Source organism: Streptomyces griseus (assembly GCF_900460065.1).
Taxonomy (GTDB): Bacteria; Actinomycetota; Actinomycetes; order Streptomycetales; family Streptomycetaceae; genus Streptomyces; species Streptomyces griseus.
On sequence record NZ_UAVD01000001.1, the window covers coordinates 95523 to 121688 of the forward strand.

The 26166-nt window shown below is 74.7% G+C and carries 15 protein-coding genes and 1 riboswitch; of the genes, 7 read left to right on the plus strand and 8 right to left on the minus strand.

All coding sequences use genetic code 11. The features are described 5' to 3' along the window. The first annotated feature begins 130 nt into the window (after positions 1-130). On the plus strand, positions 131-775 hold the full coding sequence (locus DTB53_RS00405; protein ID WP_012380162.1) for a dihydrofolate reductase family protein: 645 nt from the start codon (positions 131-133) through the stop codon (positions 773-775). A 147-nt stretch (positions 776-922) separates the two neighbouring features. Here DTB53_RS00405 and DTB53_RS00410 read toward each other — a convergent pair whose 3' ends face one another. Beyond that, positions 923-2032, minus strand: a complete 1110-nt coding sequence (locus DTB53_RS00410; RefSeq protein ID WP_003968003.1) for a cobalt-precorrin-5B (C(1))-methyltransferase — start codon at positions 2030-2032, stop codon at positions 923-925. Positions 2033-2049: 17 nt separating this feature from the next. Here DTB53_RS00410 and DTB53_RS00415 point away from each other — a divergent pair, with 17 nt between their 5' ends. Continuing rightward, complete coding sequence (locus DTB53_RS00415) at positions 2050-2832, plus strand: cobalt-precorrin-6A reductase (protein ID WP_012380163.1); 783 nt, start codon at positions 2050-2052, stop codon at positions 2830-2832. Here DTB53_RS00415 and DTB53_RS00420 read toward each other — a convergent pair. From DTB53_RS00420 to DTB53_RS00430, 3 genes are read right to left on the minus strand one after another with little or no spacing between them, the layout of a single operon-like run. Further along, on the minus strand, positions 2817-4331 hold the full coding sequence (locus DTB53_RS00420) for a precorrin-2 C(20)-methyltransferase (RefSeq protein WP_012380164.1): 1515 nt from the start codon (positions 4329-4331) through the stop codon (positions 2817-2819). The genes DTB53_RS00415 and DTB53_RS00420 overlap by 16 nt on opposite strands. Before the next feature lie 2 nt (positions 4332-4333). Continuing rightward, positions 4334-4960 carry a precorrin-8X methylmutase gene (locus tag DTB53_RS00425; protein ID WP_003968006.1) on the minus strand — a complete coding sequence of 209 codons (627 nt, stop codon included), beginning with the start codon at positions 4958-4960 and terminating at the stop codon, positions 4334-4336. A 56-nt stretch (positions 4961-5016) separates the two neighbouring features. Further along, complete coding sequence (locus DTB53_RS00430) at positions 5017-6315, minus strand: ferredoxin-like domain-containing protein (protein WP_012380165.1); 1299 nt, start codon at positions 6313-6315, stop codon at positions 5017-5019. Between the two features lie 291 nt (positions 6316-6606). Then, positions 6607-6692, plus strand: a riboswitch (cobalamin riboswitch). Positions 6693-6786: 94 nt separating this feature from the next. Between DTB53_RS00430 and cobN the strand changes: the two genes are divergently transcribed. The 5 genes from cobN to DTB53_RS00455 all read left to right on the plus strand — a co-directional run bounded on the left by cobN (position 6787) and on the right by DTB53_RS00455 (position 14708). Continuing rightward, positions 6787-10392: a cobaltochelatase subunit CobN gene (gene cobN, locus DTB53_RS00435; RefSeq protein ID WP_012380166.1), complete on the plus strand. Its 3606-nt coding sequence runs from the start codon at positions 6787-6789 to the stop codon at positions 10390-10392. 73 nt (positions 10393-10465) lie between these two features. Then, a complete protein-coding gene (locus tag DTB53_RS00440; protein ID WP_012380167.1) occupies positions 10466-11641 on the plus strand; it encodes a hypothetical protein in 1176 nt (391 codons plus the stop codon). Between the two features lie 85 nt (positions 11642-11726). After that, the gene (locus DTB53_RS00445; protein WP_012380168.1) at positions 11727-12188 is read left to right on the plus strand and encodes a hypothetical protein; all 462 of its coding nucleotides are present in this window, start codon (positions 11727-11729) and stop codon (positions 12186-12188) included. Positions 12189-12195: 7 nt separating this feature from the next. Continuing rightward, a complete protein-coding gene (locus DTB53_RS00450) occupies positions 12196-14022 on the plus strand; it encodes an alpha/beta hydrolase (RefSeq protein ID WP_012380169.1) in 1827 nt (608 codons plus the stop codon). Between the two features lie 179 nt (positions 14023-14201). Beyond that, entirely contained in the window at positions 14202-14708 is a 507-nt protein-coding gene (locus DTB53_RS00455) for a hypothetical protein (protein WP_012380170.1), read from the plus strand. 187 nt (positions 14709-14895) lie between these two features. On the opposite strand, the gene DTB53_RS00460 is transcribed toward DTB53_RS00455, so the two are convergent. The 4 genes from DTB53_RS00460 to DTB53_RS00475 are packed head-to-tail and all read right to left on the minus strand — an operon-like array spanning position 14896 to position 26055. Further along, the gene (locus DTB53_RS00460) at positions 14896-17148 is read right to left on the minus strand and encodes a hypothetical protein (protein WP_012380171.1); all 2253 of its coding nucleotides are present in this window, start codon (positions 17146-17148) and stop codon (positions 14896-14898) included. Then, positions 17145-19199, minus strand: coding sequence for a hypothetical protein (locus DTB53_RS00465; protein WP_012380172.1), 2055 nt, complete (start codon positions 19197-19199; stop codon positions 17145-17147). The genes DTB53_RS00460 and DTB53_RS00465 overlap by 4 nt, the downstream gene beginning before the upstream one ends. Continuing rightward, entirely contained in the window at positions 19196-21877 is a 2682-nt protein-coding gene (locus tag DTB53_RS00470) for a hypothetical protein (protein ID WP_012380173.1), read from the minus strand. Before DTB53_RS00470 ends, DTB53_RS00465 begins: the two co-directional genes overlap by 4 nt. After that, positions 21874-26055 carry a tubulin-like doman-containing protein gene (locus tag DTB53_RS00475; protein ID WP_012380174.1) on the minus strand — a complete coding sequence of 1394 codons (4182 nt, stop codon included), beginning with the start codon at positions 26053-26055 and terminating at the stop codon, positions 21874-21876. Before DTB53_RS00475 ends, DTB53_RS00470 begins: the two co-directional genes overlap by 4 nt. Between the last annotated feature and the right edge of the window lie 111 nt (positions 26056-26166).

Sequence of the window (26166 nt, forward strand, 5' to 3'; positions counted from 1 at the left end):
GCGTACGGGGGGGCGGGAGACGATAGTGGGGGGAGAGACCCGCGGACGCTGTCGGACCGATGAGTTGAGGCGGCGATCCCGGTCCTACGACGGAGAACCCCAGAGCACGGAGCACAGGAGGACGGACGGCATGACGCAACTTCTGCGAGTTCAGAACTTCACGGTGTCGAGCGACGGCATCGCCGCCGGTGAGGACCAGACGCTGGAGCGGCCGTTCGGCCACGTCGACCCGGGCCGCCTCTTCTCCTGGGCGGGCGCCACGGCGAGCTGGCCGAACCGCACCGATCCGGGCGGGACCCGCGGCCTGGACGACTACTTCACACGGGACTTCGCGCAGAACATCGGGGCGGAGATCATGGGCCGCAACAAGTTCGGACCGCAGCGCGGCCCGTGGGAGGACCACGCGTGGCAGGGCTGGTGGGGCGACGAACCCCCCTTCCACACCCCGGTGTTCGTGATGACCCACCACACGCGCCCCTCGTTCACGCTCTCCGACACCACGTTCCACTTCGTCGACGCCGACCCTGCGACGGTCCTGGACCGGGCACGGGAAGCGGCGGACGGCAAGGACGTCCGGCTCGGCGGCGGCGTCACCACGATCCGCGAGTTCCTCGACGCCGACCTGATCGACACCCTCCACGTGGCGGTCGCCCCGGTGAAGCTGGGCACCGGCCTGCACCTGTGGGACTCCCCGGACGACCTGCGCGACCGCTACCACCTGGACGTCGTCCCGAGCCCGAGCGGCATGACGCACCACCTGTTCTGGAGGAAGTGACGGCGGGGGGCCCGCTGGTTCCGAGAGACCCCCGGCGGGGCCGCCGCCGGGGATCGTGGACGGCCGATCGGGTCGTCGTCCGCGTGGGGAACCGCCGGGCCCCGGCCCCGCGGGCGTGGGTGAGGAGCCTGGCCGGCCGCGGGGGGACTACCCCCGCCCCACCACCACCCCCGCCCGGTCGACGCACAGCACGTCCACCGCGACCGGCGCGCCCCGCAGCACACTCAGGGCCTCCTCGCGGGCCCGGGCCGCCACCAGGTCGCCCAGGGGAACGCCCGCCGCCTCGCACAGGCGCAGCGCCTCCAGGCCCGTGTTGGCGGTGGCGATCCGGGAGGCCAGTTCCTCGTTCGCGCCGCCCGTGCGGGCCAGGGCGGCCAGGAAGGGCTTGTCGACCTGGGAGCGGGCCGAGTGGAGGTCCAGGTGGCCCGCCGCGAGCTTGGAGAGCTTGGCGAAGCCGCCGCAGACCGTGAGGCGGTCGACCGGGTGGCGGCGTACGTACTTCAGGACCGCGCCCGCGAAGTCCCCCATGTCCAGCAGCGCGATGTCCGGCAGACCGTACTCCGCCACCACCGTCCGCTCCGACGTCGAGCCCGTGCAGCCCGCCACGTGCGTCAGGCCCGCCGCCCGCGCCACGTCCACGCCCCGGCGGATCGAGTCGATCCAGGCCGAGCAGGAGTAGGGGACGACCACGCCCGTCGTGCCGAGGATCGACAGGCCGCCCAGGATGCCCAGGCGCCCGTTCCACGTCGAGCGGGCGATCTCCTCGCCGTGGTCGACCGAGACCGTGACCTCCACGTCCCCCGTCCCGCCGTGCTCCGCCGCCACCCGCTCCACGTGCTCGCGCATCAGCCGGCGCGGCACCGGGTTCACCGCGGGCTCCCCGACGTCCAGCGGCAGACCGGGGAGGGTGACCGTACCCACGCCGGGGCCCGCCCGGAACACCACACCGGAGCCGGGCGGCAGCTTCCGTACGGTCGACCGCACGAGCGCCCCGTGCGTCACATCGGGGTCGTCGCCCGCGTCCTTCACCACCCCGGCGCTCGCCCCCTGCGCCGTCAGCTCCTCCACCGCCAGCGCGAACGCCGGTGACTGGCCCTTCGGCAGGGTGATGGTCACCGGGTCCGGGAAGTCGCCGGTCAGCAGTGCCGTGTACGCGGCCGTCGTCGCCGCCGTCGCACAGGCGCCGGTCGTCCAGCCGGGGCGCAGACCGGTGTGTTTGAGTTGGGCACTGCGACCGCCCTTCGCCTCAGCGTTCATGAGAAGAGTCCGTTCCGATGCCTGTGCCGCTTGTGCATGTTCTCGTCCTGGGGGGCACGACCGAAGCGCGCCGGCTGGCCGAGAACCTCGCCGCTCCCGCCCCGGGCTTCCCCCTCCGCTTCCGGGTCACCACCTCGCTCGCCGGCCGCGTCGCCGCCCCCCGGTTGCCGCCGGGTGAGGTCCGCGTCGGCGGGTTCGGAGGCCCCGAGGGGCTCGCCGCCTGGATGCGTGAGCACGGTGTGGACGTCCTCGTCGACGCCACCCACCCCTTCGCCGCGACCATGAGCCGGAACGCGGCCGAGGCCGCCGCCCTGGCCCATGTTCCCCTCCTCGCCCTCCGCCGGCCCGGCTGGGTCGCCCAGGACGGTGACCGCTGGCACTCCGCCGGATCGCTGGAGGAGGCCGCCGGGCTTCTCCCCGCACTCGGCGAGCGGGTCTTCCTCACCACCGGGCGGATGGGGCTCGCCGCCTTCGCGGGAGCGGGCACGGACGCGCTGTGGTTCCTCGTGCGGTCCGTCGACGCTCCCGAGCCGCCCTGCCCGGCCCGGATGGAGGTGCTGCTGGACCGGGGGCCGTTCGACCTCGACGGCGAGCGGGAGCTCCTGCGGCGTCACCGCATCGACGTCCTCGTCACCAAGGACAGCGGCGGGGACGCCACCGCCCCCAAGCTCACCGCCGCCCGCGAGGCCGGGATCCCCGTCGTGGTCGTCCGGCGGCCACCGGTACCGCAAGGGGTGCCGGTGGCCCGTACGCCCGACGAGGCCGCCCGCCGGGTCCGCCGGCTCTACGCCTCCGGGTAGCGGCGCGGCGTCCAGACGATGCCCCGGCCGCCGTCCTCGCCCCGCCGCACCCACCGCGTCTGCGACGAGCCGACGATCAGCAGCGTCCGCATGTCCACCTCCGCCGGGTCGACGTCGGCCAGCCGCACCGTGCGCACGCTCTCCGCCGGGCCGCCCACATCGCGCGCCAGCACCACCGGCGTGTCCGGCGAGCGGTGCTCCAGGAGCAGGTCGCGGGCCTTGCCGACCTGCCACGTACGGGACCGGGAGCCCGGGTTGTACAGGGCCAGCACCAGGTCCGCCGAGGCCGCCGCGCGCAGGCGCTCCGCGATGACCTCCCACGGCTTGAGCCGGTCCGAGAGGGAGATCGTGGCGTAGTCGTGGCCGAGCGGCGCGCCCGCGCGGGCGGCGGCGGCGTTGGCCGCGGTGACGCCGGGCAGCACCCGGACGGGGACGTCCGCGTAGGCGTCCTGCGAGGCCACCTCCAGGACCGCCGTCGCCATCGCGAAGACCCCGGGGTCGCCGCCCGAGACCACCGCGACCCGGTGGCCCCGTCGGGCCAGGTCCAGGGCGAACTCCGCCCGCTCCGACTCCACCTTGTTGTCCGAGCCGTGCCGCGCCTGGCCGGGCCGGACCGGCACCCGGTCCAGATAGGTCGTGTAGCCGATCACGGCGTCGGCGGCGGCGAGGGCTCCGCGGGTCTCCGGCGTCAGCCACAGCGGGCCCGCCGGGCCGGTGCCGACCACGACGACCTCCCCGGACGCCGACGGGGCGGGGCGCGGTGCGTCGACCCGGCTCGGCAGCACCGCCACCGAGAAGTACGGCACCGACTCCGGGTCGATGTCCGCCAGGTCGCCGGTGCGCTCCCCGGCCATCGTCGCCCGCTCCACGTACCGCGCCTCCGGCAGCCTCCCCGACGCCTCGAACGCCCCGCGCACCGCCGGGAACGTCCGCCCCAGCTTCATCACCACCGCCGTGTCCGTCGCGGCGAGACGGGCCGTCAGCTCCTCCTCCGGGAGGGTGCCGGGCAGGATCGTGAGGATCTCCTCGCCCTCGACGAGGGGGGTGCCGAGCCGGGCGGCGGCAGCACTCACGGAGGTGACACCCGGGATGACCTCGGTGGGGTAGCGGTCGGCCAGCCGCTTGTGCATGTGCATGTAGGAGCCGTAGAACATCGGGTCGCCCTCGGCGAGCACCGCCACCGTGCGGCCCGCGTCCAGGTGCGTCGCGAGGCGGGCCGCGGCCTCCTCGTAGAACTCCTCCAGCGCGCCCCGGTAACCGCCCGGGTGGTCCGTGGTCTCCGTCGTGACGGGGTAGACCAGGGCCTCCTCGATGTGGTCGGGCCGCAGGTGGGCGGCGGCGATGGAGCGCGCGATCGAGCGGCCGTGCCGGGCGCTGTGGTAGGCGATCACGTCGGCGTCGCCGATGGCCCGGACGGCCCGCAGCGTCATCAGGTCCGGGTCGCCGGGGCCGAGCCCGACCCCGTAGAGACGGCCCGTGCCGCCGCTGGACTCGCTCATCACTACTCTTCCTCGCTCGCGATGGCGTTGAGCGCCGCCGCCGCTATCGCGCTGCCGCCGCGCCGGCCCCGGACGATCAGGTGTTCCAGGCCCGAGGGGTGCTCGGCCAGCGCCTCCTTGGACTCCATCGCGCCGACGAAGCCGACCGGGACGCCGATCACGGCGGCCGGGCGCGGGGCGCCCTCCTCGATCATCTCCAGCAGCCGGAACAGGGCCGTCGGGGCGTTGCCGACCGCGACCACCGCCCCCTCCATCCGGTCCCGCCACAGCTCCAGGGCCGCGGCGCTGCGCGTCGTCCCCATCTTCGCGGCCAGCTCCGGCACGGACGGGTCGGACAGCGTGCACACCACGTCGTTGTCCGCGGGCAGCCGCTTGCGGGTGACCCCGCTGGCCACCATCGCCACGTCGCAGAGGATCGGTGCGCCGGCGCGCAGGGCGGCGCGGGCGTCGGCCACGGCGTTCGGCGAGAAGGCGAGGTCGCGCACGAGATCGACCATGCCGCAGGCGTGGATCATCCGGACGGCGACCTGGCTGACGTCGGCGGGCAGCCCGGCGAGATCCGCCTCCGCGCGGATGGTGGCGAAGGACTGGCGGTAGATCGCCGGTCCGTCCTTCTCGTACTGGTGCACAGTGCTGTCGCTTTCTTCTGCCGGTTGCTGGGGGAGGGGAAGCTGGGGGAGCGGGCTCAGGCGCGGGCCGCGGCCACCGCCGCGGCGAGTTCCGCCGGGTCGTTCCGGACCGCCGCCCGGGGGTCACGGTGTTCGCCCCGTACGTGCGCGACCCGGTGCCCGTCGGGGGTGGCCACCACGTCGATCCACTCCCCGTGGGGGTGGCCGCAGCGGCGTTCGCAGCCGGACCAGTACACAGGGAGCCGCCCGACCGGTCCGACGGCGGCCCCCGCTTCGGCCCGTACGTCGGACAGGGACTTCGCGCAGCCGGGGTGGCCGATGCACGCGCCGACCCCGGCCCACGGGGAGTCGGGGGCGGTGATCAGCCCGGCCGCCGCCAGCGCGCCGAGCGCGTCCGCCGCGTCCTTTGGCCGCCGGAACGCCCCGGGGACGACGATCCCGCGCCACGGGGTGAGCCGCAGCTCGTCGCCGTGCCGGCGGGCCGTTTTGGTGAGCAGCCGCCACTGGGCGGGGGTGAGCCGCCCGAGGGGCACGTCGACGCTGATCGCGTCCGGGGAACCGTGCGGGCCCGGGGCGGGCGGAGCCGCCGTACGCGGGCGGGGGCGGCGGACGGCCGGACCCGCCGCCCCGGCGGTCCGGACCAGCTCGGCCCGCACGTCGGCGCCCACCGCGGCCCTCACCTCGTCGGGCAGGTCCTTCACGCGCCACGCACCCGAATCCCGGGCGGCCCGCAGGAACGTCCCGGCGGCCAGGAGCGCGGCGCGCGGGCCGTCTCCGGCCGGTATCCGGAACACCTCGTCCTCGGCCCCGATCCGCAGGAGGCAGCCGTCGCCCGCCGCGATCAGGGTCACGTCCGCGCCCAGCGCGTCCACGTCACCGCGGCCGTCGTCCAGGGCGAACAGGAAGCGGCCGGAGAGCGACGCGGCGGCGGCCGATCCGCAGACCAGGCCGTCCAGTTCGGACAACCAGCCGCTGAGCGCGGGTGATCCGTCGAGACCGGCGAGCGGTGAGGCCACGATGTTGCGGGCCCGCTCGTGCGCGGCGGACGGCAGCAGCCCGGCGGCGGTGAGCAGCTCGGCGAGAGCGCCGCCGCACGCCGCGTCGAGGCCGCGCAGCTGGACGTTTCCCCGCGAGGTGAGATGCAGCTCACCGTCCCCGAACCGTTCGGCCGCGGCGAGCAGCGCGTCCGCCCGGTCCGCGCTCAGCACTCCGCCGGGCACCCGGACCCGGGCCAGCGCACCGTCGTCGGCCCGGTGCAGCCGCAGCGTCCCCGGGCAGGCGTCGCCGCCGCCGCGGAGGGCCGGGCCGCCCGCGGAAAGGGGCGAGGGGGCGGAATCGGGCATGGCGGCGAGCATACCGACCGGGCCGGTCCCGGCGAGGGGCCCGCCGCTGTGACCTGCGGGACAGGGGCCCGGACCGCCACGCCGCGGCGGGTGGGACCGGGCTCCGGCCCCCGGCGACGCGACGCGGGAGAGAGCCCCGGCCCCGCACTCCGACCTGCGGCGCGGGGAATCCCGGCGGCTCACCTCACCGCCCCGCAAACAGTGATCACCACCGCACCCACGCCCCCTGCCCCGTCCCCACCCCCGCCGCTTAGGATGCAGACGGTGGTCCGTTCAGGCCGCCATCGCCAGACGGCGACAGGGGAGGAAGCCCGGTGAGATTCCGGCGCGGTCCCGCCACTGTGAGTCCGGCCGCCGCCACCACCGGCTGCCGGACGAGTCAGGAACTCCCTTCTTCGAGCGCCCGGTAGCCACCGGACCGCCCGGAGAGACCCTCCGACACCCGCCCGGGGCGTGGACACCCCGAGGAAGGCCTGACGCAGCATGATCCTGCTCCTGTCGACGTCCGACACCGACCTCCTGAGCGCCCGCGCTTCCGAGGGACCCGTCAGCTACCGCTACGCCAACCCCTCCCGCGTCGACCTCGGCGGACTGCCGGAGCTGCTGGACGGCGTCGACCTCGTCGTCGTGCGCCTCCTCGGCGGCGTACGGGCCTGGCAGGAGGGGCTCGACGCGGTGCTGGCCACCGGCCGCCCGGTCGTCGTGCTGACCGGTGAGCAGGCCCCCGACGCCCAGCTGATGGCCGCCTCCACCGTGCCGATCGGCATCGCCGCCGAGGCACACGCCTACCTCGCGCACGGCGGGCCCGCCAACCTGGAGCAGCTGGCCCGGTTCCTCTCCGACACCGTGCTCCTGACCGGCCACGGCTTCGAGCCGCCCGCCCCGGCCCCCGCGTGGGGCCCGCTGGAACGGGAGGCCCGGGAGGTCGCCGAGGGCGCCCCGACGGTCGCCGTCCTCTACTACCGCGCCCACCACATGAGCGGGAACACCGCGTTCGTCGACGCGCTGTGCACGGCGGTCGAGGACGCCGGGGGCCGCCCGCTCCCGCTGTACGTCGCCTCGCTCCGCACCCCGGAGACCGAGCTGATCGACGAACTCCGCACCGCCGACGCCATCGTCACCACCGTCCTCGCGGCGGGCGGCACCAAGCCCGCCGAGGCCTCGGCCGGCGGCGACGACGAGTCGTGGGACGCGGGCGCGCTCACCCAGCTCGACGTGCCGATCCTCCAGGCGCTCTGCCTCACCAGCCCGCGCAGCGCCTGGGAGGAGAACGACGAGGGCGTCTCCCCGCTGGACGCGGCCACCCAGATCGCGGTGCCGGAGTTCGACGGCCGCCTGATCACCGTCCCCTTCTCCTTCAAGGAGATCGACGAGGACGGGCTCCCGGCGTACGTCGCCGACGCCGAGCGCGCGGCCCGGGTCGCCGGGATCGCCGTACGGCACGCGAAGCTGCGGAACATCCCGAACGCGCAGAAGAAGATCGCGCTCGTGCTCTCCGCCTACCCGACCAAGCACTCCCGCATCGGGAACGCGGTCGGCCTCGACACCCCCGCCAGCGCCGTCGCCCTGCTGCGCCGGCTGCGCGCCGAGGGGTACGACTTCGGCCCGGAGGCCGACATCCCGGGGCTGGTCTCCGGCGACGGCGACGAGCTGATCTACGCCCTGATCGACGCGGGCGGCCACGACCAGGAGTGGCTCACCGAGGAGCAGCTGGCGAAGAACCCCGTCCGCATCCCGGCCGCCGACTACCGCCGCTGGTTCGCCGAGCTCCCCCAGGAGCTGCGGGAGCCGGTGGAGGAGCACTGGGGCCCGGCGCCCGGCGAGATGTTCGTCGACCGGTCCGCCAACCCGGAGGGCGACATCGTCCTCGCGGCCCTGCGGCGCGGCAACCTCCTCATCCTCATCCAGCCGCCGCGCGGCTTCGGCGAGAACCCGATCGCGATCTACCACGACCCCGATCTCCCGCCGTCCCACCACTACTTGGCCGCCTACCGCTGGATCGCCGCCGCCGCCGAGGACAACGGTTTCGGCGCGGACGCCATGATCCACCTGGGCAAGCACGGCAACCTGGAGTGGCTGCCCGGCAAGAACGCGGGCCTCTCCGCCGCCTGCGGCCCCGACGCCGCCCTCGGCGACCTCCCCCTCGTCTACCCGTTCCTGGTGAACGACCCGGGCGAGGGTACGCAGGCCAAGCGCCGCGTCCACGCCACGCTGATCGACCACCTCGTCCCGCCGATGGCCCGCGCCGACAGCTACGGCGACATCGCCCGCCTGGAGCAACTGCTCGACGAGCACGCCCAGATCGCCGCCATGGACCCGGCGAAGCTGCCCGCGATCCGCGCGCAGATCTGGACGCTGATCCAGGCCGCGAAGCTCGACCACGACCTCGGGGTGGCGGACCGCCCGGAGGACGAGGGCTTCGACGACTTCATCATGCATCTCGACGGCTGGCTCTGCGAGATCAAGGACGTCCAGATCCGCGACGGCCTGCACGTCCTGGGCAACCCGCCCGCCGGGAACGACCGGGTCAACCTGGTCCTCGCGGTGCTCCGCGCCCGCCAGATCTGGGGCGGCACGGCATCCCTCCCCGGCCTGCGCGAGGCGCTCGGCCTCGACGAATCGGCGGCCACCCGCACCGCCGCCGACGAGATAGAGGAGCAGGCGCGCGCCCTGGTCCAGGCGATGGACGACGCGGACTGGAACCCGGAGGCCGTGGCCGGGGTCGCCGCGGGCCTCCCGGACGCGGTGGCCGACATCCTCACCTTCGCGGCCACCGAGGTCGTCCCGCGCATGGCGGCCACGACCGACGAACTCACCCACGCCGTGCACGCGTTGAACGGCGGCTTCGTCCCCGCGGGCCCGTCCGGCTCCCCGCTCCGCGGCCTGGTCAACGTGCTCCCCACGGGCCGCAACTTCTACTCGGTGGACCCGAAGGCAGTCCCGTCCAAGCTGGCCTGGGAGACGGGCCAGGCCCTGGCGGAATCGTTGTTGACCCGCTACCGCACCGACAACGGCGACTGGCCCACCTCGGTCGGCCTCTCCCTCTGGGGCACCAGCGCGATGCGCACGGCGGGCGACGACATCGCCGAGGCGTTCGCGCTGCTCGGCATCCGCCCCGTCTGGGACGACGCCTCGCGGCGGGTCACGGGCCTGGAGCCCATCCCGTACGAGGAGTTGGGCCGCCCCCGCATCGACGTCACGCTCCGCATCTCGGGCTTCTTCCGCGACGCGTTCCCGCACACGGTCGGGCTGCTCGACGACGCCGTACGGCTGGCCGCCTCGCTCGACGAGCCGGCCGAGCGCAACTACGTACGGGCGCACACCCAGGCCGACCTGGCGGAGCACGGCGACGAACGGCGGGCCACCACCCGCATTTTCGGCTCCCGCCCCGGCACGTACGGCGCCGGCCTCCTCCAGCTCATCGACTCCCGCGACTGGCGTACCGACGCCGACCTCGCCGAGGTCTACACGGTCTGGGGCGGCTACGCCTACGGCCGTGAGCTGGACGGCCGCCCGGCCCGCGAGGAGATGGAGAGCGCCTACAAGCGCATCGAGGTCGCCGCGAAGAACACCGACACCCGCGAGCACGACATCGCGGACTCGGACGACTACTTCCAGTACCACGGCGGCATGGTGGCCACCGTGCGCGCGCTCAAGGGCAGCGCCCCGGAGGCGTACATCGGCGACTCCACCCGCCCCGAGACCGTCCGCACGCGCACCCTGGTCGAGGAGACGTCCCGCGTCTTCCGCGCCCGCGTCGTCAACCCCAAGTGGATCGAGGCCATGCGCCGCCACGGCTACAAGGGCGCGTTCGAGCTGGCGGCCACCGTCGACTACCTCTTCGGGTACGACGCCACGACCGGCGTCGTCGCCGACTGGATGTACGACAAGCTCACCGAGACGTACGTCCTCGACCCGGAGAACAAGCAGTTCCTCCAGGAGGCCAACCCCTGGGCCCTGCACGGCATCGCGGAACGCCTCCTGGAGGCCGAGTCGCGCGGCATGTGGGCCAAGCCCGACCCGGCGGTGCTGGACGCGCTGCGCCAGGTGTACCTGGAGACGGAGGGCAACCTGGAGGGCGAGGACTGACCCCGTCGTATTTCTTCCGCCTTCTTCCGCCGGCCCCTGCCCCGGACCGCCCCCGCCCGGCACAATCACGGGCATGGGGACAACGGGGCAGGGGCCGGCCGGACAGCAGGAGGCCGCGGAGGCCAACAGGTCGGCTGCGCAAGGGCGTTCGGTCGTACGCGGCATCCTCGCCGGGCTACGCCTGACGGTCACATCGGGGGCGGCCGGGGCGGCGGTCGCGGCCCTCGTGGTCGGCGTGATCCTGGAGCGGGTCCCGGTCTTCCTCTCCGGCGGCGGAGTCCTGGTCCTCCTGGTCCTGATCGGCTTCGTCGCCGGCCGGCGGTCCCCGGGCCCCGGTGAGCCGCCGGCCACCCGGACCGCCCTCGCCCGGATCGAGGACCTGCGGGCGACGAGCGGCGAAACGGCCGACGTACCGGTGAGGTTCCGGCTGACGGTGGCGCCGGAGCCGGAGGACGGCCGGCCGGCGTACCGGGTGAAGATCGACCAGCACATCAACCTGGTCGACCTCCCCGTCTACCGGCCGCGCTCCATCGCCGTCGTGGAGTACCGCCCGGACGAGCCCTGGGACGTGCGGATCGTCACCCGCCCGACCCCGGAGTGGACCCGCCGGGCCGAGGAGGCGGAGATCGACTCCGCGCCCGAGTCCACACGGGTGGTGAACCCGGGTCCGAGCGAGGGCTCCTGGTGCGTGCTGGTGCTCGTCACGTTCCTCGCGGGCGCGGCACTGGTGGTGCTCCTGTTCCGGGCGGACCTGTTCACGACCGAGGACGGTTCCGGGGCCTCGCCGCGGCAGCCGTCCGTCACCTCCTCCGCCTCCTCCTCCCGGACGTTCACCACGTCCACCACCGTCTCTGGCCCCTCCTCCTCGCTCCTGGTGCTGGGCCGGATGCGGCAGACGGCCACGGAGCTGGAGGCCAAGGCGGGCGCCTCGGAGGTCACCGCGATCGTCATCCAGGAACGCCGCATGGAGATCCGCGGCGACTCCGCCCGCCCGCCCGGCGAGACGCTGCACCTCCAGATGCTCCCCTACGAACTCTTCCCCGCCCTGGTCCACGAGGCCCGCACGACCCTGGGCGTCCGCGCCCCGGAAAGCTGGCGGATCGACGTGACGCCCGGCGCGGGCACGGCTGCCGGCCCCCGGATCCGCGTCACCGTGACCGGCGAGGAGGGCACCGCCCACCTCGACGCGGACGCGACGGCCCGGATCGTGGACCGGCGGCCGGCGGGAGAGACGGCGAAGGGCCGCTGACGCGGGGCGATCCGCCTCTCCACAGGTCGTACGCATCTGCTTGGTACGTTGCCCACCGGTGACTGCCGAGCAAGGGGGAACGCTTGTGGCATGGGACGAATGGGAGCGGCTGAAGCAGGACGCCTCCCAGCGGCAGGACGTCGGGATGCGGCTCAACCAGTACCCGGCGGGTGACGGGTCCGGTCCGGCCACGAGTGGCGTCACCGGCGGGGTGAAGTCCACCAGGAAGGCGTGGAACGACGCCGGCGCGGGCGTCGGGTCACTGCGGGAGAACATCGACCGGGCCGTGGGCAAGCTCCAGGACGGGCAGAAGGGCCTCGGCGCGGGAGAGGGCTGTCTGACCGCGGGGGCCCAGACAACGGTGCACGCTTCGTGGGACCGCTACGTCAAGGCGCTCGGCAAGCGCTGTGACAGCGTCAAGGGCGTCCTGGAAAAGACCGGGCACGACCTGCTGACGACCGACGAGGCCGTGAAAGCGGAGCTGAACAGCATCAGGACGGCGCACGCCGACACCGCCGCCGTCGGCGGCCGGGACACGGGGCGGTGACGGGGCCGTGAACCTCACGACGCTCAAGCAGCTCGAGCCGTCCGAGTGGGAGGAGGCGGCCGACGGATACCGCTCCACCGGCGACATGGCGGCCGAGGCCAAGGACCATCTGGAGAACGTCGTCATCGCCGGGATCCGCACGTCCCTGCGGGGCGAGGCAGCCGACGCGGCCATCGCGGAACTGAAGCGGGTCGCGGCGGCATTCCACTACACCCAGGTCCAGTGCGGCCTGGTGAGCGCCGCCCTGAACGGGTTCGCGTACGACATGGAAGCGGCCCGCAAGAAGCTGCTGGCGGCGCTCGACGACGCGGCGGCCCGGAAGTTCCCCGTCGGCCCGGACGGGAGCGTCAGCTACCCGGCGGCCGAGCCGAAGAACGGCGTCGAGCTGCCCCCCGAGGGCGGCTCCACCAACGGGGCGACCGATCCCACCGCGCAGGCGGTCGGCCGCCAGGCGGCGAACATCAACCCCAACCCGCACGCCGCGGCCGCCCAGGAGATCGCCGACCGGATCGCCGCCGCGCTCAGGGACGCCACGGAGGCGGACGGGAAGTGGGCGCCCAAGGTCCGTGCCCTGACGGCGGACGACGACCTCACCGTCTCGGACGCCGACTGGAAGGACACGCGGTCCGACATGGAGGGCGTGCGGGACGCGGGCAAGGCGTACCTGGACGAGATCGGCGGGCCGCCGAAGGACGGGACCCCGAAGGCGAACGCCGCATGGTGGGCGGGCCTCGCTCCGGAGGAGCGGGAGGCGTATCTGTCGCTCGACCCCGCTCTTGTGGGCAGGCTCGACGGTCTCCCCTCCGACATCAGGGACGAGGCGAACCGGGTCGTGCTCGACGAGACGCAGGCCGTCGCGCAACTCCAGCTGAACGGCATCCCCAAGCCCCCTGCCAACGAGTGGACGTGGATCACCGCGGGCGGCTACCCGTCGAAGGTCCACACCGACGAGTGGATGGAGTGGGACAGGAAGCACGGGGACCAGTACCGGCAGTTGGAGACATCGCTCAAGGGGATGAACTCCCTGCGGGCCCGGTTCGACCAGACCGGCGAGCGGGGGCTGCCGGAGGCGTATCTGCTCGGGTTCAGCGCCGAGGGCAACGGCCGGGCCATCGTGGCCACCGGCAATCCGGACACGGCCGAGCACCAAGCGGTGTACGTGCCCGGCACGACAGCGAACCTCGGCAAGGTCGAGGGAGACATCGACCGGATGACGCAGCTGTGGCGCCAGACCCAGGAAGCGGCTCCGGGAGCCAACGTCTCCACCATCACCTGGCTCGGCTACGACGCGCCGCAGGACGTCGTGAAGGACGCGCCCTTCGAGCACTACGCCTACGACGGGGCGCCCGCGTACCGGCAGTTCATGGACGGCCTCGAAGCGTCGCACAGCGGTCCCGGCGAACCGCACCGCACGGCCGTCGGGCACAGCTACGGCACCACCCTGATCGGGGCGGCGGCGGAGAAGGGCGACCTCAACGCCGATGACGTGATCCTCGCGGGGAGCCCGGGCGTCAAGGTCGGGTCCGCCGAGGAGATGGACGTCCCGAAGGGGCACGTGTGGAACCAGGAGGCGGACGGTGACAAGGTTCCCGACATCGGCCGCTGGGGCCACGGCGGAAGCCAGTGGAGACTGGGCGGAGGCGTCTTCCTCATCCCCAGCGACGAGGTCTTCGGCGCCAACCAGATGAACACCGGTGCCGAGGGCGGCGAGGGGCCGGGCGGCACCAAGGGGGTGGAAGGGCACAGCGGCTACTGGGACGAGTCCTCGACGGCGTTGAAGAACCAGGCGCTCGTCGTCGTCGGTGAGTACGGCGACGTCACGAAGCCCGAGTGACCGCTCACCGCTCCCTCGCCACCCACCGCGCACGTGCGGGCGTTCCCGCACCCGACCGAGGATCTCCGTTGTTCCGACCTCCGCGTACCACCGAGTGCGGCGCCCCCGCGCACCGCTCCCCCCGGGGCCGTGTCTCCACCGCCCTCGTCCTGACCGCTCTCCTCCTCAGTGGATGTGGCATGAACGACTCCGACAGCCCCAACTCGCCCGGCGAGGGATCCGCCGGCTCCGACGACGCCTCGACCGGTGTGCCGTACGCGGGCGTCGCCACGACCGACGAGGCGGCGGACGCCCTCGAAGCCGTCTCCAGCAAGATCTACCAGTACGCCGGCGTGCCCGGTAAGGCGTCCGAACCGGGCCCCGGGGTCAGGGAGTGCGCGGGGAAGGACCCGGAGAGGTTCTTCCGTGTGTTCCACCCGTGGAATTTCCAGCCCGGTTCCGCCGCCGACTCCGACGTGGCGATGGAGAATCTCAAGAAGAGGCTGAACACCGGCGGCTGGGTGCTGAAGAAGGAGTACCGGGACAACAGCGAGAACGAGAACCTCAACCTGGTCGCGGACAACGAGAGCGAGAAGGCCAGCGTCTGGATCGTCCAGTACCGCGACCGGGCGAAGCCCAGCCTGGGAATCACGGTGACGTCCGGATGCTACGAGGTGCCCGAGGGCGCGAAGGTGGAGAAGTTCTGAGCCGAGGGTCGGCTCGGACCACCGACGGCGGGCTCGGACCGCACAACACCTCCGCGACGCGCCCCTGCCGCTGACCTGGAGCGTGGACCAGTGGGCGGACAGGACGGCCCTCCTGAGGCGGTAGAGGGCCGGGCCGGCCGCGGGCGGCGCGCCCGGCGGGTGACGGGTTCGCGCCGCCGGCCGGCGGTCAGTTGAGGACGATCAGCAGGAGAAGGCCGATGATCGCCCCACCGACGATCCCGGCGACGGTGCCCACGAACCAGTTCTGGTAGAGGAATCCCTGCTGCGGGGATTCCGCGTCCTGCCCCGTGGGCGCCGGCTTCCGTGGGGGCGTGGTCGGCATCGGTGCGGCCCGCGGCGGCGGTGCGGTGGACGACGCCGCCGCGAACGGGGACGGCAGCGTCATCTGCGGTGTCGAGGCGGCCGTGGTGCGGGCCTGGGCGGCGGCAGAGGCGGCGGCGGGGACGGTGGCGGGCTGCGCGGGTGTCGCCTGGGCGCGTGCCGGTGCGGGTGCCTGTACGGACACGGGGCGGGCGAGGAGGTCCGCCACGACCTGCTGCCACAGCTGCGGTGGCAGGTCGGGGGCCCGGCCGTCGGGGGGCGTCACCAGCATGAGCCGCAGCCACTCCATGTCGGTGTCACGGCCGTCCTTGAGGACGATGTTGAACAGCGACCGGAGATCGGGGGCCCGGAGGGGGTCCCGCAGGAGCGGGGCGACGGCCCAGGAGAAGAGTCCGGCCGCCCGCTCCCGCGTCTCCGGGACGGACGGGCTGTCCGCCTCGGGCCGGCCGGGTCTGACGTAGAGGTTGTGCCGCAGCACTTCGGAGCACAGCTCGTGTGCGGTCTCCTCGTCCCGGGACCGCTGCCGCTCGGGGCGGCCCAGTTCGGTCAGGACGAGATCGCGGGAGGCCCACGGCAGCCCGTCGTCGCGCAGGAGGGCCAGCAACTGGGCGTCCCGGAGGTCCCGGAGCCGGGCGGCCAGCCGTGCGGACTGGGCGTCGTCGACGCGCTGATGGACCAGCAGTTCCTGTTGCAGACGGCGTAGTTCCTGCTCGTGGCGGGCTTCCCGGTCCTGGCGCGCCTCCCGGTCCTGATGTGTCTCCGGGGCCTGCCGGGCGCCCGCAAGGTCCTGATGCGCCTCCCGGTCCTGGCGGGCGCCGCGGTCCTCCTGGCGGTGCTCGACCGTGTACGGGTCCTCGTCCTGGTCCCGGTGCCGGTAGGAGCGGTCCTCCTCGTGGCGCTCGCTCGTGTACCGCTCCTCCGGCTGCCGGTCCTTCCGCTCGTACCGCTCCTCCGCCTGCCGGTTCTCCCGCTCGTACCGCTCCTCCGCCCGGCGGTTCTCCCGCCCGTAACGACTCTCCCGGCGGTCCTCCCGCCCGTGCCGACTCTCCTGGCGGTCCTCGCGCCCGTACCGCTCCTCCTGGCGGTCCTCCCGCCCGTACCGCTCCTCCTGCCGTACGCGGGGGTCCTCGTCCCGGACCGGCGCGGGGGGCGAGGTGTGCCGGGCGTTCAGCATGCGGCGCAGGGCCTCGCGCCGTTCCTGCCGGGGCAGGGCCGCCGCGGAGCGGAGTTCGCCGGTGAGATGCGGCACGCCGGGGGCCGCGCCGGGGTGGTCGAGCACGTACTCGACCAGCTCCTTCGCCGCGGCCATCTCGACGTCCCGCTCGGCGGGCAGCCGCAGCCGCACGCGGGCCAGCGAGCGGGCGCCCGCCGCCTGGGACGACCACTCGGGCACGCAGGTCAGGCGCAACGGGTGGGTGTCCACGGTGTCGTACGTGGCGTAGCTCCACTCCTGGTCGAACCAGTCGCCGAACACCGACAGCAGCCCCAGGTAGAGCAGGGGGGCCTTGTTCTGGCGCGGCCAGCCGGGCAGTTCGTGGTCCTCGGCCAGGAGCGACAGCCGCCGGGCCGGATCGCGCAGCCACTCGGCGGTCACCACCATCAACGGCCTCTTGACCGAGGGGAGTGCGTCGAACATGCCGCGCAGCCGCTCGGCCGCCGTCGCCCGCAGCCGGGCCCCGTCCAGTGTCGGCAGGCCCCCGGTCGCGGTCTCCGCGACGGCGCGGTCGCTCCAGGCGGTGCCGCCCAGAGCCAGGCAGCGCAGCGGCGTCAGGGTGTCCGCGCCGCCGAACACCGCGTGGCAGGCCGTGCTGGGCCGGCCGCCCCGGTCCACGGTGGGCCACCGCTGGAGGAGCACGGTCCCGGCGGCCCGGGAGGAGACGCGGACACTGCTCCGGCGGGGCGCGGGACCGGGGCCCGGCACCCAGAGCAGCGGGCCCAGTTCACGGCGGAGGGACTCCGCGCGCTCGGCGGAGCAGGAGTGCGCCACCGCCGCCATTCCCGTACTGGAGCGGCCCTGGTTCCCGTCCCAGCGGAAGACCACCTGGTCGAGCCGGCCGCCCGGGCCGTTCTCCTCGCGCCGATCGAGGGCGTCGTTCACTGGCTTTCCCTTCCCACGCCGAATGATGCGGCGCCCCCGGGCGCCTCGATGATCCCGTGCATCGCCAGCAGCGACACCAGGGGTTCCAGCACCCGGCGCGGCCCCGCGCCCGCCGGGTAGCGGCCCTGGCTCTCCTGGCCCCCGGTGGCGGACGCGATGTGCAGGGTGCAGCGGCGGAACGCGTCGAAGGGCCGCAGCCAGGCCTGGCCGGCGTGCTGCCGCAGCAGCGCGTAGACGTCCCCGCTCTCCTCCCGGAACTGGTCCGGGCCGATCGCGGCGGGCGGCCCCTCGCCCAGCCAGCGGTCCACCGGCGGCTGGAACCGCAGCAGGTCGGACTTGCCGAGCACCATCGCCGCCGGGGTCTCCAGATAGGGGCCCCGGCGCGGCAGCCGGTCGAGGACCGTGCCGAACGCCGCGTCACCGTCCCGGTCCACCTCGGTGCCCCACCGCTCGCGCACCCCGTCGAGCTGCGGCAGCGGCAGCGCGAGCGCCGGGTCGACGACGAAGACCAGGGCGTCGATGCCGAGCAGGAAGCGCAGCGCCCCGTCCGTGCGGACGAGGTCCTCGCCGCCGAGGTCGAAGAAGGCGACCGGGCGCACCCGCCCGCGCGCGTCGGTGAGCAGCAGCGACTCGACGAACAGGGCGAAGCCCTCCAGGCCGACGCCGCTCGTGTGGTCGAGCACCTTGCCGCTGCGCAGCGGCTGCACCCGCTCCCGGACGAAGCGGGCGTGCTGTTCCGGGTTGACGGACTGCCAGCCCACCCCGTACCGCTCCAGTCCGCCGTCGGTGATCTCGGCGATCATCTGGGTCAGCAGGTGACTCTTCCCGGTGCTGGACTGGCCGATCATGGCGACCGTCAGCGGTCGGCCGTGGGTGAGGTAGGGCACCGGGATGTGGTGCTCCGGGAAGTCCGGGTCGGCCGTGCACTGCTGGACCGCGCCCCGCATCACGTCCTCGCGGCGCACCGGGTTGCTGATGCGGGAGAGGTCCAGCGGCCGGTACTGCATCTGGTCGTCCGTCACGAACAGCATGCTCAGGTCGAGCTGGATGCTCTCCAGGCAGTACGGGCAGAGTACCTCCCCGGGGGCCCGGTCCTCGGGCGTCCCGTCCGGCGGGTCCTCCGGGGCGGCGGGCGCCCGCCGCTTGGCGTCCAGCGCCCGGTCGAACGCCTCCTGGTGCGGGCGGGAGCCGTCCGCCGGGGTCGCGGCCCCCAGCCGACGGGCGTCCTCGGGGGCCAGCAGCTCCAGCAGGGCGCCGGGGGTGGGGCGTCCGGCGGCCGTGGGGGCGAACGCGCGGGGCAGCGTGCCGGCGAGCACGCGGTGCCGGTCGAGGTCGGCGGGGGCCCGGTCGGCGGGCCCCGGCCGGCCGGTCACCAACTGGTAGAGCACCTGGGCGACGCTCCACACCGCGTCCCGCGGGTCCACGACCCCCTCGCCCCGGTGCTGTTCCGGCGAGGCGAACGGGGCCCGCCCCCACGGCGCCCGGGGCCGCCCGGCACGGGTGACGCCCTCCAGCCCCCAGAACTGCGCCGACGTGCCGTCCCAGAACACGGTCGCGGGGGAGATCCCGCGCGCCACGAGTTGCTGGCTGTCCAGCAGGCACAGGGCCAGCGTCAGGTCCCGGGCGAACACCCGCTGGTCGGAGGCGGACATCACATGGGTGCGTCCGACGGGGATGCCGCGCGGGGCGGCGTACAGCAGGAACGGCTCGACGGTGTCCAGGTCGTAGCCGATGACGGTGGGGAACAGATAGGCGTACGGGGTGTTCTCCACGGTCCGGCCGAGGCGCAGGGCGGTGGCCGCCTCGGTGTCCAGCAGGGCGCGGGCCGCCGGGTTGGCGGCGTCGGCCGCCGACAGGAACACCTGGACGCACTGCTGCCTCGGGTCGTCGAGCAGCCCGTTGCGGATCCGCTGGGGCAGCGCCGGGTCCCGCCGCGAGGCCGGGCCGAAGCGGGCCGGGGCGGTCCGGCGCCGTCCGGCGGGGTCGGTGAAGACGGCGTGGGGGCGCGGGGCCCCGGGGGCCCCGGGCCGCCCCGGCGGGGTGGTGGTCACCACCGGTCGTCCTCCCTGAACTCGGCGTGGACGGAGGGCTCGGCGCGGTCGTCGTCGGCCCGTGGGCCGCCGCCGGTGCTCTGCCGCGGCAGGACCGTGTCCACCACGCCCATCCGCAGCGGGGTGAGCCGGATCAGCCCCGCGTACCGCCCGGAGGAGGTCCACAGGGCCTCCTCGGCCGGCGGCGAACCGCTCTTGCGCCAGGCGGCCTCGATCTCGCCCTGGAGGGTGCCCGGGGCGAACCGGATCCACAGGGCGGCCTCCGGGTCGCGGCTCAGGAGGGCCCCCTGTTCCGGCGACGACAACTGGACGACGGCCCCCCGGTCCGCCTCCCGGCCCACCAGTTCGGCGACCCGCAGCGAATCGGTGCCCAGCAGTCCGGCCGCCGTGGTGCGGGCCCGGTGGTCGGCCGGGTACGGGGGCGGGGCCAGCACCCCGTAGCGCCACAGGTGGTGGCGGGCGGCGGACAGCAGCTCGCGGACCCGCTCCTCGGTCCGCGAGAGCGCTAGCGCCCCGGCCTGACCGCGTTCGACGGCGCCCCAGTAGGGGGCCATGGCGGCCATCGCGGTGTTGCGGAGGTCCCCGGCGAGGGTGGCCACCAGGTCCGGTCCGCCCTCACCGATCTCCCGGTCCAGCCAGCGCGGTGCGCGGTCCCCGTCGCCGCTCCCCCACGGGGCGTCGTCGGGGCCGGCGGGGTACGCGGCCGGGGACGGCGTGCCGTACGGGCCGGGGCCCGCGTCGTACCCGGTGCGGTCCCGGTCGTCGTACCGGTCGCCGTCCCGGTCGTCGTACCGGTCGGCCTCGTGATCGCCGGTCCGGTCCGGGGTGTTGTCCCAGGCGTAGGCGGCGGCCCAGTCGCCGTCGTCCGCGCCCCCGTCGCCGGTGTCGGACTCCGGGGTCTCCAGCGCGGAGGGCGCGGAGAGCCAGTCGTCGTCCTCGTAGGGACCGGCACCGCCCGTCCCGGCCGGGGCCAGGGGCTCCGGCGCGGCCTGGGCGTCGGCGGCGGCAGCGGTCGCCCGCAGCATCCCGGCGACCGAACGCGCGGCGTCCGCGCAGTACAGCCGCTCCTCCGCCGCCCAGTGTTCACGGACTAGCTCCGCCAGCAGCCCGTCCAGCCCGTCCAGCGCGTCGCGCAGCGCCGTCGTGCCGCGCCCGGCGGCCCAGGAGTCGGCGGCGTCCCGCCACAGCCGGCGCACCGCCTCGGCCGTGAGCCCGAGCCCCACCAGCAGCCCGGTCCCGCCGAGCCAGAGCGGCGGATCGACGGCGTACGCGACCGCCGCCCCGACCGCCGCCCCGGCGACGGCGGCGACCCGGGGGCCCACCGGCCACCGGGCGGTACGCCGGTCCGTGCGCAGCCGGTTCGCGCCGAGCAGCGCGACGACCACGAACAGCACCGGCACCAGCAGCGCCGCCAGGACGGCGGGCCACTGCCACAGGCCGCCCAGCAGCCCCGCCGCGCCCGCCATCAGCAGCACCGTGCCCGGGGTGCGGGGCGGGGCGGCGTACTCGGTGGCGGAGCCGCGGGTCACCGACTCCTCGGAGTGGTCGGCGAGCCGGTGCAGCAGGGCGGTGCCCGGCACCGGCTCGACCCGCCCGGCCAGCGCGGTGAAGTGCTGCGCCACCGAACGCAGCGCGAGCCCGCTGCCGAGGAGCCTGCCCGCCAGCTCGCGGAGCCCCTCGCCGACGCGTTCTCCCGCACGGTCGGCCGGCGGCACCCGCAGCCCGAGCGCGCCGAGCCGGGCGGCGGTCTCCGCGGTGGGCGCCGCCGCGCCTCCGCCGCCCTGGAGGGCCCGTTCCACCAGGGCGCGGAACCCGCCCAGGTCCTCGCGGGCCTGGAGCAGATCCGCCTCCAGGGCGTCGCGCCTGGCCGGGTGCAGGAGGCCGGGGAAGGACCGCAGCGCGACGAGGTCCTCGTCGGCCCGGTCCAGGGACTCCGCGCACGTGCGGTGCGCGAGGTTCGCCGGGCCGTCCGGCCGCCGGTGCCCGGGGCCCCGGCCGTCCCGCCCCGTCAGGAGCGCGCGCAGGGGGTCGGGCAACTGGGCGTCCGGGACGGTGTCGACCGGGTCGCCCGCCCCGCTGTCCTCGCCCGCGAACCGGGTCAGCGCGTCCCGCCAGGCCCGGTCCCTGACCTCGGTCGGCAGGTCCTGCTCCAGCAGCCGGACCCCGGGGGCGGCGACGGAGTCGGGCAGCTTCCGCAGCCCCTCCAGGACCCGGACGAAGACGTCCGGGACCGACAGGAGGTCCACCAGGACGGCCAGCGCCGCGGGGTCGTCCGGCTCCGGCCGGTCCAGGGCGGTGCGGGCGGAACGCAGATCACCGGCCCACACCAGGCCGGTCGTGGCGGCCCGCAGCGTCGTGGGCCGCACCAGCCGCCGGTCGGGGAGGTACGCCTCCTCCCCGTCGGCGTACGAACCGGGGGAGCTGCCCACCAGCAGCACCAGGATCCGGACCTCGCCCACCGCCCGGTAGCCGGAGATCAGTTCGTACGGGAGCTGGTGGTCGGTCAGCCCGGCCGGGGTGTCGGTGACCAGGAACAACGGGTAGTCCGGTTCCGGCAGTCCGGCCCGGCCCAGCTGCTCGGCCACCCGGTCGCGCACTGCCTGCGGGGTCGCCAGGGCCGCGGCCCCGGCGCGCAGGTCGAGACGGACCACGGCGGTCGTGTCCTCGGGAGAGGTCACTGCGGGCCCCCGTTCCGGGAGCGCCCCGCGCCACCCTCGTCGGTGCCCCAGCCGTCGCCGTCCCGGCCGCCCGCGGCCGTACGGCGGACCGGAGGCCTGTCCTGCTCGCCGAACCCGTCGGGGCCGCCGCCGTCGTCCCTGGCACCGCCGCCCCTGCCGCCGACCGGCTCGTTCCCGCCGAACCGGTCGTCGTCGGGCCGGGCGTCGGTGTAGCGGTCGTCGTCGGGCCTGGAGTCGGTGTACCGGTTGTCGTACGTCCCGGTGCCGGTGTGGCGGTCGTCGTCGGATCGGGAGTCGGTGTACCGGTCGTCGTCCCGTGGCCGGTCGTTGGCGGTCCTGGAGCCGGTGCGCCGGCTGCCGTACGTCCCGGCTTCCGTCTGCCGGTCGCCGTAAGCCGCCGAGTCGGTGTGCCGGTCGCCGTCGGGACCGGGGCCGGCGTACCGGCCGTCCCCGGAGTACCGGCCGTTCGGGGACCGGGGATCGCCGTACCGGTCGTCGCCGGTGAACCGGCCGTCTCCGGCGAACCGGTCGTCGCCGGGCCTGGAGTCGGTGTACCGCTCGTCCTCCCCGGACCGGTCGGCTCCCGACCGGGTGCCCGCGAACCGGTCGTCCCCGCCGAACCGGTCGTCGCCGGGGGAGTCGCCGAACCGGGCGTCGGCGGCCCGCGACCCCGGGTACGCGTTACCGGACCGTTCGTCACCGGACCGTTCGTCGCGGGGCCGCTCGTCGCGGGGCCGCTCGTCCGCGTACCCGGCCTCCCCGCGCCCCTCGCCCCGGGGCGGCCGGTCGTCGCGCGAGGGAGCCGGCCCGTACCGCTCCTCCGCGTACCGGGCGGAGCCCGTGCGGCGGGCGTCCGTGTGCCGGTCCGCGCCGGCGTACCGCTCCTCGGCGTCGTACGGGGCCGAGCGCGGACCGGGCAGGGTGTCGTCCCGGAGCCGTTCGTCGGTGCTCGGGGCGGAGGTGCCCCAGTCCTCGTCGTCCGCCACGACGCGCCGGCGCTCCGGCGCGGGCCGGGACGGGGGCGGCTTCGGGACGCCGCCGCGCACGTGTTCCAGCAGGGTCCGCAGCGTCGGCTGGATCGCGCGCTGGTCGCCGAACTCCATGTCCAGGGCCGCGGGCAGGGTCTCCGCCCAGAACTCCCACAGCGGCCGGATCCAGCCGTCCACCCGCTGGCCGCCGAGCTCCCGGCGCTCCTCCAGGAGCTCCAGCTGACGCGGGGCGACGCGCTCGACGAGCTCGACGAACATCGGGTGCGGCTCGGTGCCCGCCCGGGCGAGGCCGAGAGGCTGCGCCCCCATCAGCTTGCTGCAGTAGTCCTCCACGGTCCGCTCGTCGTCCAGCACCGTCCAGCGTTCGTAGGAGCGCAGCAGCTCCGACCAGCTGGAGATGCCGCCGGGGAAGTCGCCGAGCCGCAGCCGTACGCCCGGAACGCTCGCCCCCTTCTCCGGGAACAGCCGCAGCCGCACCCGGGAGGGCGAGGCGGTCCCGCCGTCCAGGACGTCGACCTGGCCGTTCCACATGCAGCACAGCAGACGGTGCAGGATGGTGCGCCGGTCCTCCTCGCTGCTGACCATCCAGTCGTCCTCGAAGCCCAGGCGCTGGCGCCAGCGCAGCACGTCGTGGGCCTGCTCGTCGTCCTTGGCCCGGGCCCACTGGCGCAGCACCTTGCGGGCCTCGGGCACCTGGGTGAGGCTCATCTCGCTGCGGAAGAGGACCACGGTGATCGAGTCGCTCTCCACGCCCCGGTACTCGACGGAGTTCTTCGCGTCGGACGGCAGTCGCAGCGCCTTGGCGAGGTACTCCTGCACCTCGTCCCCCGCCTGGACCCGCGGGTGGGTGACCAGGACCCGCAGCGGTCCGGTGCCCTCCGGGGTGAAGCCGACCGGCAGCAGTCCGGTGAGCTTGCGGCTGAACAGGTCGAGCGCTTCCTTGCTGACCTGGTCGGTGGCGTCCGTGTCACCGGCGGCGGCTGCCAGCAGGGTGCTCATCGACGGCAGCAGCGGGTGCTCCTCCAACTGTGCGCCGCTCTCGGCGAAAAGCCGGGTGATCCGCCCCTCCAGCCGGGCCTTGACGGCACCGACCGCCCCGTCGGGGTCACGGTGGCTCCGGGCGTGCACCTCCCGCCACGTGTCCCCGTCGATGAGCCGCAGAAGCAGCGACGCCTCGTCGTCGCTCTCGCGGAGACCCTCGCCGCGGACGAGCCGGGCCACCACGTCCTCGTAGAAGTGGTTGAGGCTGCGCTGCGGCGGCAGGAGGTACGAGATGCCCGTGCGCTCCGCGTACAGCTCCAGCCCCTTCTGCTCGGCGGACTTGCGCTCCTGGTCGGCGTGTTTGCGGAAGGCGTTCACCAGCCGGACCAGGTCGGTGCCCGCCGTGTCCGCCTGCGACTGCCAGCGCTGCTGCTGCTCCCGCCAGGCCTCGTGCCACACGGCCCGGCACCGCCAGCGGTACCAGCTGTCCTGGGCCTGGAGGGCGGCCCGCACGTCGTCGTCGCCCCACCGGGCCGGGGACATCCCGGCGATGCGGCCCTTGATCCTGGGGGTCTTCGGGGGCTGGTCCGTGACGCCCGGGGGACGCTTCGGGGAGCGGGCGCGGGCGGAGAGCATGCCGAGGAAGCCGAGCCGGGTGATCTCGTCCTCGCTGTCCGGGACGCCCCTGACGAGACGTTCGGCGAGGAACGGGTCGACGCTCTGGAGGAGCTTCTCGATGGCCGGCCGGGGGCTGAACCGGGCCGCCATCGCGGCGGCCTGCCGGTCGGCGATGGACTGGAGCTCGGACAGCAGGCGCTGCATGTCCCCGATCCGGTTGCTGAGCGCCTCCTCGATCGCCTTGCCGCCGCGCGGCAGCGGCTGCGGGTCCTCCACCGGCAACTGCTTGCGCTCCCACAACTCCTCCAGCTGGGAGTCGGCGAACAGCTGGCGGACCAGCGGCACGGTGTCGTCCTTGGCCGGGTTGCGCGGCCGTTCCACCAGTTCGGTGACCGCGACCCGCAGCAGCCGTCCCGCCACCAGGTCGGCCAGCTGGTCCATGGGCGCGGTCATCGAGGCGACCAGGCTGGTCGACACCCCCTGCCGGCCGATGCCGGTGGGGGACAGGGCGCTGCGCTGCACGCCCCGGTTGATGAAGCTCGCGGCGAAGGTCTGGAAGTCGTCGTCGCCGGCCATCGCCCGGCCCTGGGCCCGGCTGTCGCCCAGCTCGGTGCCGATCAGCGACATCACCAGCGAGACGATGGAGCGCCGCAGGTCGTCCTGGCGGATGCCCGCGGTGGGGCTGAAGAGGAACGCGGTGGGCAGGATCCCGGTGCGCAGCCGGACCGGGGTGACGCCCGGGTAGCGGATGCCGAGGCCGGTCTCCTGGTCGAGGTCGCCGAGCTCCGCCCCGGCGGTCGGCGCGTTCTGCCCGTCGACCAGCCGGAACAGATCCACGAGCGAGCGGGCGGCGTTCAGTTCGGCCTCGCGCCCGCCGCCGGTCGCGGCGGGGAACGAGGACGGCATGACGACCAGCGGGTAGATCTTCACGCCGTTGAAGCGGCGCATCTTGAACGCCTGGTTGATCAGGTGCAGGTAGTCCAGGAAGATCCCGGCGCCGGTGCCGCCGGCCACGGAGAACGCCACGAAGACGTCGCAGCCGGTGACCCGGCCGCCGCCCAGCTCGCTCAGTTCCCCCGCCGACTTGGCGATGGCGTCGATCGCCTGGAGGAGGGGTTCGAGCACCGGCTGGAGGGAGTGCCGCAGCGTGGCGAAGAGCGCGGCGCGGCCCACCGTGGGGAGCTGGCCGGCGCCGTTGTGCAGCGGGGTGACGCGCGGCTCGCCGTCGCGCGAGGGCAGCCAGCCCGCGACCTCCTCGCGCAGGCTGGCGCGCAGCATCTGCGTCACCTCCGGCGAACTGTCGAAGTTCGGCAGGAGGTTGTGGGTGGCCCGCGAGGTGCGGGCGTACGCCGCGCGCAGCGAGGAGTCCACATTGAACTGGGGCAGTCGCTGGAGGTCGGACTCGCTGAAGTCCGCGTACACGAACTGCAGGCAGTCGGGCAGTTGGTAGGGGGCGAGGCCGCCGATGTGCTGGAGGGCGGTGCCGTCGGGGCCGCACAGGTCCACACGCAGCTTGCGTTCCAGTTCGGCGCCGACGAGGCCGCCGGTGCCGCCCAGGCCGACGAAGAGCATCGGCTGGAAGATCTTCATGGGTTCCTCCCGCTTCCGGCCGGGGTGGGGCCGGTTCGTCCATGGGCGTCACCGCACGGCCACGGGGCTCGCAGCCGTGCGGTGACGCCGGGTCCTGCGGCGCCGCCCGCC